We start from the raw sequence: 15,072 nt of genomic DNA, 5'->3' as shown, positions 1-15,072 counted from the left end.
GGATGGCCGAGCTGACCATCTCGTCCGAGGAGATCCGTGGAGCGCTTGAGCGTTTCGTCTCCTCGTACGCGCCCGAGATCTCCCGCGAGGAGGTCGGCGTCGTCACCGAGGCTGGTGACGGCATCGCCAAGGTTGAGGGTCTCCCCTCCGCCATGGCCAACGAGCTGCTGGAGTTCGCCGACGGCACCCTGGGTGTCGCGCTGAACCTCGACGTCCGCGAGATCGGTGTCGTCGTCCTGGGTGCCTTCGAGGGCATCGAGGAGGGCCAGCCGGTCAAGCGCACCGGCCGCGTTCTCTCCGTGCCGGTGGGCGACAAGTTCCTGGGTCGCGTGGTGAACCCGCTGGGTGCGCCGATCGACGGCCTGGGCGAGATCGCCGACGAGGGCTTCCGCGAGCTGGAGCTGCAGGCTCCGAACGTGATGGTCCGCAAGAGCGTGCACGAGCCGCTCGAGACCGGCATCAAGGCCATCGACGCGATGACCCCGATCGGCCGCGGCCAGCGGCAGCTGATCATCGGTGACCGCAAGACCGGCAAGACGTCGGTGGCGCTGGACGCGATCATCAACCAGCGGGACAACTGGAAGTCGGGCGACCCGAAGAAGCAGGTCCGCTGCATCTACGTCGCGATCGGCCAGAAGGCCTCCACCGTCGCGGCGGTCAAGGGCACCCTCGAGGCCGCGGGTGCGATGGAGTACACCACCATCGTCAACTCGCCGGCGTCGGACCCGGCCGGCTTCAAGTACCTGGCGCCGTACACCGGTTCGGCCATCGGCCAGCACTGGATGTACGCGGGCAAGCACGTCCTGATCGTGTTCGACGACCTGAGCAAGCAGGCCGAGGCGTACCGCGCCGTGTCGCTGCTGCTGCGCCGCCCGCCGGGCCGTGAGGCGTACCCGGGTGACGTCTTCTACCTGCACTCCCGCCTGCTGGAGCGCTGCGCGAAGCTGTCGGACGAGCTGGGCGCGGGCTCGATGACCGGTCTGCCGATCATCGAGACGAAGGCCGGCGACATCTCGGCGTTCATCCCGACCAACGTCATCTCGATCACCGACGGCCAGATCTTCCTCGAGGAAGGCCTGTTCAACTCGGGTGTGCGTCCGGCCATCAACGTCGGTACGTCGGTCTCCCGGGTCGGTGGTTCGGCGCAGGGCAAGCCGATGAAGAAGGTCTCCGGCCGCCTGCGCCTCGACCTGGCCCAGTTCCGTGAGCTGGAGGCGTTCGCCGCTTTCGCCTCGGACCTGGACAAGGCCTCGCGCGCCCAGCTGGAGCGCGGTGGCCGCCTGGTCGAGCTGCTCAAGCAGCAGAACTACACGCCGTACCCGATCGAGGAGCAGGTCGTCTCGATCTGGGCCGGCACCGAGGGCAAGCTGGACGACATCCCGGTCGGCCAGGTGCGCCGCTTCGAGTCGGAGTTCCTGCAGCACCTGCGCAGCTCCCACTCGGACCTGCTGAAGACGATCGCGGGCAACACCTGGAGCGACGACGTCGCCGCCAAGCTTGACGGGCTGATCGCCAAGTTCAAGGAGGGCTTCCTGCCGTCCGAGGACAAACTGGTGATCAACGAGGCTGAGGCCGAGGCTCTCGAGGGCGACGAGCGCACCGAGACCGTCACCCGCATCGTGGCTGAGAAGAAGTAGTCATGGCTGGTGGGGTTCGGGTCCTTCGTCGGCGGATCAAGGCGACCCGCTCGACGAAGAAGATCACCAAAGCGATGGAGCTGGTCGCGACCAGCCGCATCGCCAAGGCCCAGGAGCGCGTCGCGGCCTCGCTGCCGTACGCGAACGCCATCACCGACGTGCTGACCGCGCTGGCCTCCAACACCAACGCCCAGCACCCGCTGCTGGTGCCGCGCGACCCGGAGCACCGGGCCGGCGTGCTGCTCATCACCAGTGACCGGGGTCTGTGCGGCGGCTACAACGCCAACGCGATCCGGCTCACCGAGCAGCTCATCGCCCGTCTCAAGGCGCAGGGCAAGCAGGTGGCGCTGTACGTCGTCGGCCGCAAGGGCGCGACCTACTACAACTTCCGCGGGCGCGAGCTCGCCGGGAGCTGGAGCGGGTTCTCCGAGCAGCCGCGCTTCGAGGACGCGCGCCGGGTCGGCGAGACGCTGATCCAGGCGTTCGTGCACGGGGCCGACGACAGCGTCGACGGTGCCGGGGCCGACGGCGTGCTGGGCGTGGACGAGCTGCACATCGTCTACACCGAGTTCAAGTCGCTCATGACGCAGACCGCGTCCACGAAGATCTTCGCGCCCATGCAGGTCGAGGAGCGCGAAGGCAGCAAGGACGAGCTGCTGCCGGCGTACGAGTTCGAGCCGAACGCGGAGGAGCTGCTCGACGCGCTGCTGCCGAAGTACATCAACACGCGGATCTACGCGGCGTTGCTGGACTCGGCCGCGAGCGAGTCGGCCTCGCGCCGCCAGGCGATGAAGAGTGCGACCGACAACGCGGACACCATGATCAAGTCGCTGACGCGGGAGATGAACTCCGCCCGCCAGGCCGCGATCACCCAGGAAATCAGTGAGATCGTCGGCGGCGTGAACGCGCTGGCGGCGGCGGGGAGTGAATGATGACTACTGACATTAAGGCGGGCGTCGGTCGAGTCGTCCGGGTCATCGGCCCGGTCGTCGACGTCGAGTTCCCGCGTGACGCGATGCCCGAGCTGTTCAACGCGCTCAAGGTCGACGTGACCCTGAGCGAGGGCACCCGGACGCTGACCCTCGAGGTGTCCAACCACCTCGGCGACAACGTCGTACGTGCCATCTCGATGCAGCCGACCGACGGCATGGTCCGGGGCGCCCAGGTGAGCGACACCGGCTCGCCGATCAGCGTCCCGGTGGGCAACGAGACCAAGGGCAAGGTGTTCAACGTCCTCGGTGACTGCCTCAACCTGGAGAAGGGGCAGCAGCTCGAGGTCACCGAGCGCTGGCCGATCCACCGCAAGCCTCCGGCGTTCTCGGAGCTCGAGCCGAAGACCGAGATGCTGGAGACCGGCGTCAAGGTGATCGACCTGCTGGCCCCGTACGTCAAGGGCGGCAAGATCGGTCTGTTCGGCGGTGCCGGCGTGGGCAAGACGGTGCTCATCCAGGAGATGATCATCCGCGTTGCCCGTAACTTCGGCGGTACCTCCGTCTTCGCCGGCGTGGGTGAGCGCACCCGTGAGGGCAACGACCTCATCCACGAGATGGCCGAGGCGAACGTGCTCGGCGACACCGCGCTGGTCTTCGGCCAGATGGACGAGCCCCCGGGCACCCGTCTGCGGGTCGCGCTGTCCGCGCTGACCATGGCCGAGTACTTCCGCGACGTGCAGAAGCAGGAGGTGCTGCTCTTCATCGACAACATCTTCCGCTTCACGCAGGCCGGTTCCGAGGTGTCCACGCTGCTCGGGCGTATGCCCAGCGCCGTGGGTTACCAGCCGACCCTCGCCGACGAGATGGGTGAGCTCCAGGAGCGCATCACCTCGGTGCGCGGCCAGGCCATCACCTCGCTGCAGGCCATCTACGTGCCCGCGGACGACTACACCGACCCGGCGCCGGCGACCACCTTCGCCCACCTGGACGCGACCACCAACCTCGAGCGCAAGGTGTCCGACAAGGGCATCTACCCCGCCGTGGACCCGCTGGCCTCGTCCTCGCGAATCCTGGCCCCGGAGTACGTCGGTGCCGAGCACTACGCCGTGGCCTCCGAGGTGAAGCGGATCCTGCAGAAGTACAACGACCTGCAGGACATCATCGCCATCCTCGGTATGGACGAGCTCTCCGAGGAGGACAAGGTCACCGTGGCCCGCGCCCGGCGGATCGAGCGCTTCCTGTCGCAGAACACCTACGCGGCCAAGCAGTTCACCGGTGTCGAGGGTTCGACCGTGCCGGTGAAGGAGACCGTCGAGGCGTTCAAGAAGATCTCCCAGGGCGACTACGACCACGTCCCGGAGCAGGCCTTCTTCATGTGCGGCGGCCTCGACGACCTCGAGCGCAACTACCGCGAGCTGACCAAGTAACGGTCGGCGAAGCCGGCCCGAAGGCCCCGTTCCCTCGTGGGAGCGGGGCCTTCGGCATACCTGGGGCGGGTTCGACCTCGTTGTGCACTGCGTGGCGACGAAGACGGCGACGAGGCAGTTGCGCAAGGCGGCGCGGTGGGCCCGCTGGAGCGTGCTGGCGGGCACGGTGCTGATGCTGTTGAGCGGGGCCTCGCTGGTGACCGTGGACCGGCTGGTGGCCCGCTACGAGGGCGCGGTGCACCACGAGGACCTGTTCGGCGACAAGGACCCGGCGAAGGCGCGGGTCACCGTCGAGCCCAAGCCGATCGAGGACCTGAAGGGCCCGCTGAACATCCTGCTGGCGGGCATCGACCCGCGGCACAGCGACCCGTACTGGATTCCGCGCGCGGACTCGGTGCTGGTCATGCACATCCCGGCCGGGCTGGACCGGGGCTACCTGTTCTCGCTGCCGCGCGACCTGCTGGTGCCCATTCCGGCGTTCCCGAAGTCGAACTACGGCGGCAGCGCGTCGGAGAAGCTCGCGCACGCCATGTTCTTCGGCGCCCAGGTGCCGGGCGACCGCCGGGCCAACTACGCCCAGGGCTTCGAGCTGCTGGCGGCAGCGGTCAGCGGGTACACCGGCATCCCGCGCTTCGACGCGGGGGCGATCGTCAACTTCAGCGGGTTCCGGCACATCATCGACGCCCTCGACGGCATCGACGTCGACGTCGACGAGCAGGTCGTCTCGATCCACATGCAGCCCGACGGCGAGAAGCGGAAGCCCGGCCGGAGCCCCAACGGCTACGTCGGCCCGCAGATGACGTACGAACCCGGCCGGCAGCACCTCAACGGCTGGCAGGCGCTGGACTTCGCCCGGCAGCGCTACATCGCCGACGGGGACTACGGGCGGCAGCGGCACCAGCAGCAGGTGATCCGGGCGATGGTCAACAAGGGCGTGAGCGGCGACGTGCTGTCCGACCCGATCAAGCTGGACAAGGTGCTGCGGGCGGCGGGCGACTCGGTCACCTTCAGCGGCCGCGGCTACTCGATGCTGGACTGGGCCTTCGCGCTTCGGGAGATCCGGCCGGAGAACATCGTCATGGTCAAGCTGCTGGGCGGCGGCGTGGGCCGGTGGGTCGAGGACAAGGACGCCAAGTCCGACGACGGCGACAAGGCCGACGACGGGGACGAGGAGCCCAAGGGCGACGACGCCAAGTCCGACGACAAGGCCGACAAGGACAAGAAGGAGGACAAGCCCAAGAAGAAGTACCAGTACCTGGGTGAGCAGCTGGACTACCCGTCGCGCACGTTCCTCACCTCGGTCGCGGACGGGACCGTCGAGCAGTTCCTGTTCATGCACCCCGAGATGCTCCAACGATGACGTCACACTGAGCCGGTCCTGCTGCCGGGGGCCGATCACCTTTGGCTAGACTCGCCGGTACATCCATCTCGCGACCTGGTGCGCCAGGTTGACCACCCTAGGCACTGAGGAGTCATCGTGGCCAAGCTGCTCCAGGTCGAGCTCGTTGCCGTCGAGGAGAAGGTCTGGTCCGGGCTGGCCGAGATGGTCATCGCCCGCACCACCGAGGGCGAGCTGGGCGTGCTGCCGAGCCACGCGCCGATGCTGGGCCAGCTCACGCCGGGCACCGTGCGGATCAAGCTCGAGGGCGGCGAGGAGCTGGCCTACGAGGTCGACGGCGGCTTCCTGTCCGTGACCGCCGAGTCGGTGACGGTGCTCGCCGAGACCGCCCTGCCGGTCGCCGCGGCCGCTCGCCACTGAGCCGACCGCCGCGCCGCCCGGAACGCCGACGATGAGGTTGCTAGAGGCAGTCGCCATCATCCTCGTCGTCGCGCTCGCGCTGCTGGCCTTCCTGTTCGTGCGCCGCGAGATCTTCGCGCGCCGACACGGCACGGTCGAGCTGTACCTGCGCCTGCGCCAGCGTCCGGGCGGGCGCGGCTGGGCGCCGGGCTTCGCCCAGTTCCGCGGGGACGACCTGCGCTGGTACCGGATGTTCAGCCTGTCCCCGCGCCCGCGCCGCAAGCTCTCCCGGCGGGATCTGGCCGTGGTCAGCCGCCGCCCCCCGACCCAGGACGAGGCGGTGCTGGTGCCCGCCGACTGGGTGGTGCTGCAGTGCGCAGACTCCCGCACGACGGTCGAGATCGCGATGCCGCTGCACACCGTGACCGGCTTCCTCTCCTGGCTGGAAGCCGCCGCGCCCTACTCGACATGATCGCGGATCGTGGCCGCTGGGTGCCGCCAGAGCCGCACCAGGCGTCCACGATCGCGGATCATGCCCCCGCACCGGGACGCGGCCCGCGCGCCAGCAGCCGGTAGGCGGTCGGAACCGCCGCGACCAGTAGCCCGACGATCCAGACCAGCGCCAGGGCCAGCTCGCGCGCCGGGAACGCGCCGCCGTGCCACAGCTCCCGCAGCGCGGTCGCCACCACCGAGACCGGGTTCCACTCCGCGATCGGCCGCAGCCAGCCCGGCAGCTCGCCCGTGGGCAGGAACGCGCACGAGACCAGCACGAACGGGTACGTCCAGACCAAACCGAGCCGGCGGGCCCCCTGTGCGGTGCGCGCGGCCAGGCCCAGCACCACCGACACCCACGCGACCGCCTGCCCGAACGCCAGCAGCAGCGCGAACCCGGCCAGGGCGCGGCCGGGGCCGGCGTCGATCCGCCAGCCCGTCACCAGGCCGGTCGCGACCGCGGTCGCCAGCGCCGCCAGCTGCGCCCCCAGGTTCGCGCCGACGTGCCCGAACAGCACCGACCAGCGTGAGATCGGCAGGGCGCGGAGCCGGTCCAGCGCCCCGCGGCGCCGGTCGGCGGCCAGCCCCACCGCCACCAGGCCGCCCGCGAACGCCACCGCCTGGGTGGACACGCCCGGCAGCAGGAAGTCCCGGTAGCCGGTGACGGCGAGCACCGGGCCGATGACGTACCCGAGGAAGAGGGCGACGGCCACCGGCTGCCCGGCGGCGAGCAGCAGCAGCCCGGGCAGCCGCCAGGCCCGCCGCAGGTTGCGGCGCGCCAGCACCGCGCTGCCGGCCAGCATCGCGCCCAGCTCGCTCACGTCCGGGCCTCCTCCTCGGCCACCGTGGGCGTCGCCGCCTGGCCGGTGAGCTTGAGGAACATGTCGTCCAGGCTGGCCCGGTGGATGCCGATGTCGACGGGTTCGATCCCGGCCGCGTCCAGCCGCCGCACCAGCTCGACCAGCGCCTGCGCGCCGCCGGTCACCGGGGCCTGGACCAGGTGCTGGTCGGGCAGCACGGCGGCCTGGCCGCCGCAGACCCGGTTCAGGATGTCCTCCACCACCTGCGTCTCGGCGCGGTTGCCGAGCACCACCTGGATGCGCTCGCCGCCGATGCGGCGCTTCAGCTCCTCCGGGGTGCCCCCGGCGATGACCCGGCCCCGGTCGATCACGACGATCTCGTCGGCGAGCTGGTCGGCCTCGTCCAGCTGCGCGGTGCACAGCAGCAGCGTGCAGCCCGCGCGGACGCGCTCGGTGAGCACGTCCCACATGCCCAGCCGTCCGCGCGGGTCCAGGCCGCGGGTGGGCTCGTCCAGCAGCAGCACCGGCGGCGCGGCGACCAGCGCCGCCGCCAGGTCCAGGCGGCGCCGCATGGCCAGCGGGTACGTGCGTACGGCCCGCGACCCGGCCTCGGCCAGGTGCAGCCGCTCCAGCAGCTCCTCGGCCCGCGAGCGGGCCCGGCGGCGGCCCAGCCGGTGCAGCCGCCCCAGCAGCTCCAGCTGCTCGAACCCGGTGAGGAAGCCGTCCACGGCGGTCTGCTGGGCGCTCACGCCCAGCTGCCGGCGCGCGTGCTCGGGCTCGGCGACCACGTCGATGCCGTTGACGAAACCGCGGCCCCGATCGGGCCGCAGCAGCGTGGCGAGGATGCGTACCGTGGTCGTCTTGCCGGCTCCGGTCGGGCCGAGCACCCCGAGCACCGTGCCCTGCGGCACGCTGAGGCTGAGCCCGGCCAGCGCCTGGACCTGGCCGTACCGTTTGGCGAGCCCCTCGGCGACGATCGCATCGGCCATGGCCTCACGGTAGAGCGCTGTGCCGTGCAGTTTCGGGGAAAGCGCAGGAATCTTGGGGGCCTCGGCTGCACTTTCCCCGGAACCGCGCCTAACCCGCGACCAGTTCCACCTCGTAGCCCTGGGTGTCGTGCAGGTAGGCGGCGTAGGTGTCGGGGCCGCCCGCGTGCGGGTGGCGGTCGGGGAACATGAGGGTCCAGCCGTGGGCCGACGCCTGGTCGACCAGGCGGTCGAGGTCGGGGCGGGGCCCGGCGTGCAGGGCGAGGTGGTTCAGGCCCGGCGCGCGGCGGTCGTGGCGGTCGCCGGTCAGCGCGGGGGACTGCTCGAAGACCAGGTAGGCGGTGCCGTGGCGCCAGGAGACGCCCCCGGGGAAGCGCTGGAACTCGGCCCAGCCGAGCTCGGTCAGCAGCCAGCCCCAGGAGCGCTCGGTCTCGGCCAGGTCTGGGACCCAGACCTCGACGTGGTGGATCACCGGTTGGCCCCGGGCACCCACTTGACGTCGGCGGTGCCGTTCGCGTTCGCCACGCGGCTGAGGATAAACAGCAGATCAGACAGCCGATTGAGGTACTGTGCGCTCAGCGGGCTGGTGCGGGGCGCATCCGCCGCCAGCAGGGCGAACGAGCTGCGTTCGGCCCGGCGGGCAATGGTGCGGGCGACGTGCAGCAGTGCCGCTCCCGGCGTACCCCCCGGCAGGATGAACGAATCCAGCTTGGACAACCGAGCGTTGAACTCATCGCACCAGCCTTCCAGGCGGGTGACGTAGTCCTCGGTGATGCGAAGTGGCGGGTACTTGGGGTCGGGGGTGATGGGGTTGCACAGGTCGGCACCCACGTCGAACAGGTCGTTCTGGACCCGTACCAACACCTCGCAGACATCATCAGCTAAGTTGCCAAGGGCAAGTGCGACACCCAGCGCGGCGTTGCACTCGTCCACATCGGCGTACGCGGCGATGCGCGGGTCGGTTTTTGCCACGCGCTCACCGCTGCCGAGCGCGGTGGTGCCGGCGTCGCCGGTCTTCGTGTAGATGCGGGTGAGGTGAACAGCCATGACAGCGAGCCTAATGGTGGTGGGTGGCGGTGAGTCCAGAGGAGCGATACCGACCAGCGCGCGAATCGGTGATCCGGCTTCTACGATGGCCGACGTGGACGTGATCCGGGTCAAGGGCGGCGTACGGCTGGCCGGCGAGGTCGGCGTGGTCGGCGCGAAGAACTCCGCGCTCAAGCTGATGGCGGCGGCGCTGCTCGCCGAGGGCGAGAGCGTCATCACCAACGTGCCGCGCATCACCGACATCGCCCTGATGGGCGAGGTGCTGCGGCGGCTCGGCGCCGAGGTGGGGTTCGAGGACGACCAGGTGCGCATCAGCGTGCCCGCGCGGCTGCACCCCGAGGCGGACTACGAGCTGGTGCGCCGCCTGCGCGCCTCGATCTGCGTGCTCGGGCCGCTGCTGGCCCGCTGCGGCCGGGTGCGGGTCGCGCACCCCGGCGGCGACGCGATCGGCTCGCGCGGCCTCGACATGCACGTCTCCGGCCTGGCCAAGATGGGCGCCGACATCAGCGGCGAGCACGGGTTCGTGGTCGCCGAGGCCCCGTCCGGCCTGCACGGCGCCCGGATCAGCCTCGACTTCCCCAGCGTGGGCGCCACCGAGAACCTGCTCATGGCGGCGGTGCTGGCCCGGGGCACCACGGTGATAGACAACGTGGCGCGCGAGCCGGAGATCGTCGACATCTGCCAGATGCTGATCGGCATGGGCGCGAACATCCAGGGCGCGGGCACCTCCGAGCTGGTGGTGCAGGGCGTGGACCAGCTGCGGCCGGTCCGGCACGCCACCATCGGCGACCGGATCGTGGCCGGGACCTGGGCCTTCGGCTCGGCCATGACGCGCGGCGACGTGACCGTGCGCGGGGTCGACCCGCGCTGGCTGGAGATCGCGCTGGACAAGATCCAGCAGGCGGGCGGCGCGGTCGACTACGGGCCGGACTGGTTCCGGGTGCGGATGACCGACCGGCCCACCGCCGTCGACGTCCGTACGCTGCCGTTCCCGGGCTTCGCCACCGACCTGCTGCCGATGGCCATCGGCATGGCCGCGGTCGCCGACGGCGTGTCGCTGATCACCGAGAACATCTTCGACGGCCGGTTCATGTTCGCCGAGGAGCTCAAGCGGCTGGGCGCCGACATCCGGATCGAGGGCCACCACGCGATGGTCCGGGGCCGGGAGACGCTGTCCTGCGCCGAGGTGAGCGCCAGCGACATCCGGGCCGGGGCGGGGCTGGTCATCGCGGGCCTGTGCGGCGACGGCGTGACGACGGTCCGGGCGGTGCACCACATCGACCGCGGCTACCCCGACTTCGCCAACGATCTGCGCAGGCTGGGCGTCGAGGTCGAACGGGCCGAGGCCCCGGCGGACCCGGAGTACGGCTTCTGAGAGGTGGGCGCGCCCGCTATCCGACGAGGCGGCGGGCGCGCATGACCTCGTCGGTGAAGACGAGCACCTGGATGCGGCCGTCCGGCGCGGTGGCCAGGGTGGCGCGGATGCCGGCGCTGTGCAGGTGCTCGCGCAGCAGCGTCGCGTCGGCGAGGGTACGGGCCACGGCGGCGCACGCGAGCAGCCCGTAGTCGTCGGTCTTCGGGGCGGTCGGCGCCACCGGTGCGGGAGTCTGCGCGTCGTGCTGGAAGCCGCGGTAGAGGATCACGGCCAGCACGGCGATCGTCAGGATCGCCACCATAGGCCCGGCGAGATAAGCGCTCTCAGGCATGCCCCAAGTGTGCACCTGTACCGCGTTCGTGTAGGCATATTCGGGTTTAGTGCGCACGCATTCGACAAGACGCCCGTCGGAGGCTTCCTGAGCGATCGTTTAGGCTCGACGGGACGACGCACTCGGGAGGCTTGGACAATGGCAGGGAAGCTCGCGGTGATCGGTGCCGGGCTCATGGGCTCCGGTATCGCGCAGGTGGCGGCACAGGCGGGGTGGCAGGTCACCCTGCGCGACCTCGACGACGCGGCGACCGCGCGCGGCCTCGACGGCATCGGCAAGTCGCTGAGCCGGTTCGCGGCCAAGGGCACCATCACCGAGCAGGACGCCCAGGACACGCTCGCCCGCATCACCACCACCACCGACCTGGAGGCGGCGGCGGAGGCCGACATCGTGATCGAGGCGGTCTTCGAGAAGCTGGAGATCAAGCAGGAGGTGTTCCGGGCGCTGGACCGCATCTGCAAGCCGGACGCGGTGCTCGGCACCAACACCTCGGCCATCCCGATCACCCAGATCGCGGCCGTCACCCAGCGGCCCGAGCAGGTCGTGGGCACCCACTTCTTCAGCCCGGTGCCGATGATGCGGCTGTGCGAGCTGGTGCGCGGGCTGCGTACCAGCGACGAGGCGCTGGCGACCGTGCGGGCCTTCGCCGAGGGCATCGGGAAGACCTGCATCGTGGTCAACCGGGACGTGGCGGGCTTCGTGACCACCCGGCTGATCACCGCCCTGGTGGTGGAGGCGGTCAAGCTGGTCGAGTCGGGCGTGGTGAGCCCGGAGGATCTGGACGTCGCCTGCAAGCTGGGCTTCGGGCACGCGATGGGGCCGCTGGCCACCGCGGACCTGACCGGGATCGACATCCTGGCGCACGCGGCCCGCAACATCTACACCGACACGGCCGACCCGAAGTTCTTCCCGCCGGAGATCATGCAGCGGATGGTGACGGCCGGCGAGCTGGGCCGCAAGACGGGGCGCGGCTTCTACCAGTACTGACCAGCCCCGCTGAACATCCGCGCGGGCGCACCCCGCCCCGCCTTCCATTGACACTGGCCTATCCAGCGCACGGATTTCGCGAAACCGCCTTCTGGATAGGCCAGTGTCAATGGAAGTGCCGGGGTGCCGGGGCGGCGGGGTGCCGGGGTGGCGGGGCTGGCGGGGCGGGTTGGGGTCAGCCGAGGGTGCAGATGCCCCAGATGTCGGACTCGGCGTCGATGCCCGCCTGGAAGTTCTGCGCGGCGCGCATCTTCGTCACGTCCCCGCCGGCCTGGTCCAGCGCGGCGACCATCGCGTTGCGCGACTCGACCAGGGCGGCCAGGGCCGCCTTGAGCTCGCTGTCGGTGGTCAGCGCCGAGGCTGCCTGCGCCGCGGCGATCTGGTCCGTGTAGCCCGCCCGCATCGCCTTGACCGCGGCGGCCACGTTGCCCTTGGTCGACTTCTCGTTGACGTTGTGCGGGCCGATCGGGGCGAGGACCGCGAAGAGCGCGTCGTCGGCCTTCTTCGCCGCGTCGCACGCGGCCTCGGTGTCGCCCTTGGCCGCGGACGTGGGGGAGGCCGCGGCGCTCGGGGACCCGGCCGTGGACGGAGCCGCGCTGGGGGCCGGATCACCGCCGCAGGCGGCGGTGCCGAGCAGGGCGGCGCACAGGGCGGCCAGGGCGAGAGTCTTCTTCACGGGACTGTTTCCTCCGGAATGGAGCGGAACGGGTGCCGCATTGCAGTGGATCATGCGGCGACCCGTTCCGGGTCGGCTCAACGGGCCGAAGGCGACTCCTGCGGTCGGCTGTTTCCGGCGGGGGAGAGGGTATGGCCGAGGAAGTCGAAGGCGGCCGGGGTGATCGTGTTCCAGTAGCGGCGGGTGTGGGCGCCCTCGGCGTACGCGGCCTTCGCGCCCGGAATCCGGCCCTCCAGCTCCCGTACCGCCGCGTAGAAGCCGTCCTGGCGGCCGCACCACAGGGAGACGGGCAGCCCGGCCAGTTTCGCGGCGTCGGCGAAGACGGCGTCGCCCCTGGCCACGGCCGGGGAGAACGCGGCCACCGCCCGGTACGCCGCCGGGGCCCGCTCGGCCAGGCGCAGCACCCCGTACCCGCCCATGGACCAGCCCCACAGGGCGATCCGGCTGGTGTCGAAGCCGCGCTCGGCGCACCAGGCGGGCAGCTCCTCGGCGGCCATCCGGCGCGGGTCGTCGGCGCCGGAAGGCTCCCAGCGCAGCCGCCCGCCGGTCGCCCCGGCCAGCACGAACGGCGGCACGCCCCGGCGCACCGCGTCGGTGAGGAACCGGCCGAAGCCGAAGCGCGGGAAGTCGGCGGCGGTCGCCGACGCCCCGTGCAGCACGAGTACGACCGGCAGTCCCTTCCCGTCGCCGTGGCCCTCGGGCACCGCGGTGTAGAAGTCGACCGGCTTGCCCCGGGCGGCGGAGTCGCGCTGCTCCAGCCGCTCGTCGCCCAGCGGCACGTCCGGGATCAGCTCGAAGCCGTCGTCGTCGGTGCCGTCGGCGAAGGCGCGCCACACGCCGACTCCGGCGACGCCGACGCCGAGGGCGGCGCCGCCCAGCAGCAGCACCCGGCGGCGGTCCATCAGCCGTCCCGGCGGGTGGTCCAGCGGAAGCCGAGCAGGCACAGCACCAGGCCGCCGACGCACCAGGCGCCGAGGACCAGGGCGACCTTGCCGAGTTCGTACGAGCCGCCGACCTCCTGGGCGGCGAAGTCGGCGGGCAGGAAGACCGAGCGCAGGCCCTGGCACATCCACTTGAGCGGGAAGAGCGCGGCGAACTGCTGCATCCACGGCGGCAGGTCGGAGTACTCGAAGAAGACGCCGGAGGTGAACTGCAGGATCAGCGCGATCGGGGTGACCACGGCCGGGCCGGAGCGGCCCGACTTGGCCACGCCGGAGAACGCGATGCCGCACAGGGTGCAGGCCGTGAGGCCGAGCACGCTCACCCAGGCGAAGGTGAACCACTTCTGGCCGGTATCGGGCAGCGTGATGTCGTAGAACGCGACGGCCACCGCGAGCAGCAGCACGATCGACAGCAGCGCCAGCACCGCCACGTTCAGGATCTTGCCCGCGAAGTAGATCCACTTCGGCATCGGCGTGGAGCGGTAGCGCTTGAGCACGCCCCGGTCCCGCTCGATCGGGATGGTGATGGCCAGGTTCTGGAAGCCGGTGGACATGATGCCGGAGGCGATCATGCCGGTGACGAAGTACTGCGACAGCGTCACGGCGGGCGACACCCCGGGCGGCGTGATGATCACGTCGCTGAAGATCGATCCGAAGATCAGCATCAGCATCACCGGGAACAGCAGCGTGAACACCAGCGACTCGCGGGTCCGCACGAACTGCTTGAACTCGATGCCGCCCTGGGCCAGGGCCAGGCTCAGACCGCTGTCGCTCACTGCTGCTCCTCCTTCTCGCCCAGCATCTCCAGGTAGATGTCCTCCAGCGTCGGCCGGGTGACGGTCAGCTCCGGCACCTCGCCGCCGAAGCGCTCCGACAGCCGCCGTACCGCGTCGGTGGGGTGGTCGGTCTGCTCGAAGCGCGCCTGGCCGTCCTCGCGCCAGCCGACGCGGGCCGTGGCCTGGTGCCGCCCGCCGAGCTCGGCCGGGGTGGAGACGGCGACCATGGCGCCCCGGTTGATCACGCCGACCCGGTCGGCCAGCGCCTCGGCCTCGTCCAGGTAGTGCGTGGTGAGCAGGATCGTGGTGCCCTGGTGGGACAGCTGGCGGATCAGGTCCCAGAACTCGCGGCGGGCCGCCGGGTCGAAGCCGGTGGTCGGCTCGTCGAGAAACAGCAGCTCCGGCCGGTTGACGATGCCCAGGGCCACGTCCAGGCGGCGCTTCTGCCCGCCGGAGAGCGTGTGGGTACGGGAGTTCGCCTTGTCGCTCAGGCCCACCCGCTCGATCACCTCGGCCGGGTCGCTCGCGTTCGGGTAGAAGCGGGCGAAGTGGCGCACCACCTCGCCGACCTTCAGCTCGTCGAACTCGCCGGTGCCCTGCAGCACGATGCCGATGCGCTTGCGCCAGTCGGCACCGGCCTTCGCCGGGTCGACGCCGAGCACCGAGACGTCGCCGCCGTCGCGCTGGCGGAAGCCCTCCAGGATCTCCACGGTGGTGGTCTTGCCCGCGCCGTTCGGGCCCAGCAGCGCGAACACCTCGCCGCGCCGTACCGCGAGATCCACTCCCGCGACGGCCTGGTTGTCCCGATAGGACTTGCGCAGACCGGAAACGCTGATCGCCAGCTCCTCGTCAGTCACACGCGCACGATACGCCCACGGGTCCGGACCCTCGATCCCGCTGCGGTACGGGGAGATATGGACGACTCGC

The 15,072-nt window shown here is 70.9% G+C and carries 17 protein-coding genes; 8 read left to right on the top strand and 9 right to left on the bottom strand.

What is annotated here, in order from left to right; translation table 11 throughout:
- Positions 1 to 2 precede the first annotated feature (2 nt).
- The 6 genes from atpA (at position 3) to QEZ54_RS01695 (ending at position 6,206) form a co-directional block, all read left to right on the top strand.
- Positions 3 to 1,637: a F0F1 ATP synthase subunit alpha gene (gene atpA / locus QEZ54_RS01720; protein ID WP_281302642.1), complete on the top strand. Its 1,635-nt coding sequence runs from the start codon at positions 3 to 5 to the stop codon at positions 1,635 to 1,637.
- Between the two features lie 2 nt (positions 1,638 to 1,639).
- Positions 1,640 to 2,569 (top strand): F0F1 ATP synthase subunit gamma, encoded by a 930-nt coding sequence (locus tag QEZ54_RS01715; protein ID WP_281302641.1) that lies wholly within the window; start codon positions 1,640 to 1,642, stop codon positions 2,567 to 2,569.
- Positions 2,566 to 3,996 carry a F0F1 ATP synthase subunit beta gene (gene atpD, locus QEZ54_RS01710; protein ID WP_281302640.1) on the top strand — a complete coding sequence of 477 codons (1,431 nt, stop codon included), beginning with the start codon at positions 2,566 to 2,568 and terminating at the stop codon, positions 3,994 to 3,996. The genes QEZ54_RS01715 and atpD overlap by 4 nt, the downstream gene beginning before the upstream one ends.
- 91 nt (positions 3,997 to 4,087) lie before the next feature.
- Positions 4,088 to 5,356 (top strand): LCP family protein, encoded by a 1,269-nt coding sequence (locus QEZ54_RS01705; RefSeq protein WP_281302639.1) that lies wholly within the window; start codon positions 4,088 to 4,090, stop codon positions 5,354 to 5,356.
- Positions 5,357 to 5,473: 117 nt separating this feature from the next.
- Positions 5,474 to 5,755, top strand: a complete 282-nt coding sequence (locus tag QEZ54_RS01700) for a F0F1 ATP synthase subunit epsilon (RefSeq protein ID WP_281302638.1) — start codon at positions 5,474 to 5,476, stop codon at positions 5,753 to 5,755.
- 31 nt (positions 5,756 to 5,786) lie between these two features.
- Positions 5,787 to 6,206, top strand: a complete 420-nt coding sequence (locus QEZ54_RS01695) for a DUF2550 domain-containing protein (RefSeq protein ID WP_281302637.1) — start codon at positions 5,787 to 5,789, stop codon at positions 6,204 to 6,206.
- Positions 6,207 to 6,264: 58 nt separating this feature from the next.
- Here QEZ54_RS01695 and QEZ54_RS01690 read toward each other — a convergent pair whose 3' ends face one another.
- The 4 genes from QEZ54_RS01690 to QEZ54_RS01675 form a co-directional block, all read right to left on the bottom strand.
- Positions 6,265 to 7,047 carry an ABC transporter permease gene (locus QEZ54_RS01690; protein ID WP_281302636.1) on the bottom strand — a complete coding sequence of 261 codons (783 nt, stop codon included), beginning with the start codon at positions 7,045 to 7,047 and terminating at the stop codon, positions 6,265 to 6,267.
- The gene (locus tag QEZ54_RS01685) at positions 7,044 to 8,015 is read right to left on the bottom strand and encodes an ATP-binding cassette domain-containing protein (protein ID WP_281302635.1); all 972 of its coding nucleotides are present in this window, start codon (positions 8,013 to 8,015) and stop codon (positions 7,044 to 7,046) included. Before QEZ54_RS01685 ends, QEZ54_RS01690 begins: the two co-directional genes overlap by 4 nt.
- Before the next feature lie 88 nt (positions 8,016 to 8,103).
- A complete protein-coding gene (locus QEZ54_RS01680; protein WP_281302634.1) occupies positions 8,104 to 8,484 on the bottom strand; it encodes a VOC family protein in 381 nt (126 codons plus the stop codon).
- Positions 8,481 to 9,059 carry a cob(I)yrinic acid a,c-diamide adenosyltransferase gene (locus QEZ54_RS01675; RefSeq protein ID WP_281302633.1) on the bottom strand — a complete coding sequence of 193 codons (579 nt, stop codon included), beginning with the start codon at positions 9,057 to 9,059 and terminating at the stop codon, positions 8,481 to 8,483. The genes QEZ54_RS01680 and QEZ54_RS01675 overlap by 4 nt, the downstream gene beginning before the upstream one ends.
- Positions 9,060 to 9,144: 85 nt before the next feature.
- Here QEZ54_RS01675 and murA point away from each other — a divergent pair, with 85 nt between their 5' ends.
- Complete coding sequence (gene murA, locus QEZ54_RS01670) at positions 9,145 to 10,434, top strand: UDP-N-acetylglucosamine 1-carboxyvinyltransferase (RefSeq protein ID WP_281302632.1); 1,290 nt, start codon at positions 9,145 to 9,147, stop codon at positions 10,432 to 10,434.
- Between the two features lie 16 nt (positions 10,435 to 10,450).
- Here murA and QEZ54_RS01665 read toward each other — a convergent pair whose 3' ends face one another.
- Positions 10,451 to 10,765, bottom strand: a complete 315-nt coding sequence (locus QEZ54_RS01665; protein ID WP_281302631.1) for a hypothetical protein — start codon at positions 10,763 to 10,765, stop codon at positions 10,451 to 10,453.
- A 138-nt stretch (positions 10,766 to 10,903) separates the two neighbouring features.
- On the opposite strand from QEZ54_RS01665, the gene QEZ54_RS01660 reads away from it, so the two are divergent.
- Positions 10,904 to 11,752: a 3-hydroxyacyl-CoA dehydrogenase family protein gene (locus QEZ54_RS01660; RefSeq protein ID WP_281302630.1), complete on the top strand. Its 849-nt coding sequence runs from the start codon at positions 10,904 to 10,906 to the stop codon at positions 11,750 to 11,752.
- Between the two features lie 175 nt (positions 11,753 to 11,927).
- Here the strand turns inward: QEZ54_RS01660 and QEZ54_RS01655 are convergent, their stop codons facing one another.
- The 4 genes from QEZ54_RS01655 to QEZ54_RS01640 all read right to left on the bottom strand — a co-directional run bounded on the left by QEZ54_RS01655 (position 11,928) and on the right by QEZ54_RS01640 (position 15,002).
- Positions 11,928 to 12,428, bottom strand: a complete 501-nt coding sequence (locus QEZ54_RS01655) for a hypothetical protein (RefSeq protein ID WP_281302629.1) — start codon at positions 12,426 to 12,428, stop codon at positions 11,928 to 11,930.
- 77 nt (positions 12,429 to 12,505) lie between these two features.
- Positions 12,506 to 13,372, bottom strand: coding sequence for an alpha/beta hydrolase-fold protein (locus QEZ54_RS01650; protein ID WP_348650499.1), 867 nt, complete (start codon positions 13,370 to 13,372; stop codon positions 12,506 to 12,508).
- Entirely contained in the window at positions 13,330 to 14,145 is an 816-nt protein-coding gene (locus QEZ54_RS01645; protein ID WP_281302628.1) for an ABC transporter permease, read from the bottom strand. Before QEZ54_RS01645 ends, QEZ54_RS01650 begins: the two co-directional genes overlap by 43 nt.
- Positions 14,142 to 15,002 carry an ABC transporter ATP-binding protein gene (locus tag QEZ54_RS01640; RefSeq protein WP_281302627.1) on the bottom strand — a complete coding sequence of 287 codons (861 nt, stop codon included), beginning with the start codon at positions 15,000 to 15,002 and terminating at the stop codon, positions 14,142 to 14,144. Before QEZ54_RS01640 ends, QEZ54_RS01645 begins: the two co-directional genes overlap by 4 nt.
- Between the last annotated feature and the right edge of the window lie 70 nt (positions 15,003 to 15,072).

This window comes from Catellatospora sp. KI3 (assembly GCF_029948125.1).
GTDB lineage: Bacteria > Actinomycetota > Actinomycetes > Mycobacteriales > Micromonosporaceae > Catellatospora.
Note: the sequence above shows the minus strand (reverse complement) of the source record. Positions and strands in the feature narration are given on the sequence as shown.